The sequence below is a fragment of the Alphaproteobacteria bacterium genome, assembly GCA_024244705.1.
Classification (GTDB): Bacteria; Pseudomonadota; Alphaproteobacteria; order JAAEOK01; family JAAEOK01; genus JAAEOK01.
In genome coordinates this window covers 1-1,123 of the sequence record JAAEOK010000087.1, presented here as the reverse complement: position 1 = coordinate 1,123, position 1,123 = coordinate 1, and the positions used below count along the sequence as shown (strand labels likewise).

Below are 1,123 nucleotides of genomic sequence, written 5' to 3'. Positions count from 1 at the left end.
TGTCGATAACACGAGATATGACCGGTCTATGTAACACATAATCTGTCCGGATTTAGAACAGCTCCAAATTGGAGGGGGTGTCGATGCGCCGGACGGAGCAGTTACAAGGACTGAGATTGATGAAGTTTGAGGACGTTTACGGTCGCACCTACCGTGGCGAGCTGAGCCAGCAGGAAGCGGCGGAGATACTGGGCATATCCGAGCGCACGTTCCGGCGCTGGCGCGATCGCTATCAAGCGGAAGGCGCGGAGGGGCTTTACGATCGCCGCCTTGGCCGGGTTTCGGCGCGCCGTGCCGGGGTCGACGAGGTGGCGGCGCTGTTGCGGCTGTTCGACACCAAGTACTGGGATTTCACGGCCAAGCACTTGCGGGACAAGCTGGTCGCCGAGCATGAGTTCAAGCGCAGCTACAACTGGGTCCGGGTGACGCTTCAGGCCCATGGCCGGATCGCGCCGGCGCCGCGGCGCGGGGCGCACCGGCGCAAGCGGCCACGGCGGCCCCTGGTTGGCATGATGCTGCACCAGGACGGCTCGACGCACCAATGGGTGGGCGACCGGTACTGGGACCTGATCGTGACCATGGATGACGCCAGCTCGGAGATCTACTCGGCCTTCTTCGTCGCCGAGGAGGGCACGATGTCGAGCTTCGAGGCGCTGAACGAGGTGGTTTCGGCCCACGGGCTGTTCTGCTCGCTCTATGCCGATCGGGCGGCGCATTACTGGCATACGCCGGAGGCCGGCGGCAAGGTCGACAAGGACAACCCGACCCAGGTCGGCCGCGCCCTCGAGCAGCTCGGCATCGAGCTGATCGCGGCCTATTCGCCGCAGGCCCGGGGCCGCTCGGAGCGCATGTTCGGGACCCTGCAGAAGCGCCTGCCGCAGGAGCTCAGGCTTGCCGGCATCACCGACATGGCGGCGGCCAACCGCTTCCTCAAGGAGGTCTACCTGCCGGCTCACAACGCCCGCTTCGCCCGCCCGGCCGAAGACACCGGCTCCGCCTTCGTGCCCTTCACGGGCAACCTGGCGGACATCCTCTGCGTCCACGAGGAGCGGGTCGTCGGCAACGACAACACCGTGCGCTACAAGGGCCGGAGCCTGCAGATCCCCGCCGACCGCCATCGCCA

Annotated in this window: 1 protein-coding gene; it reads left to right on the top strand. The window is 66.1% G+C overall.

The window, feature by feature from the left end:
- Window positions 1–119: 119 nt before the first annotated feature.
- Window positions 120–1,123: ISNCY family transposase (locus GY791_17095; GenBank protein MCP4330142.1), on the top strand; the 1,004-nt coding region annotated here is incomplete at its 3' end.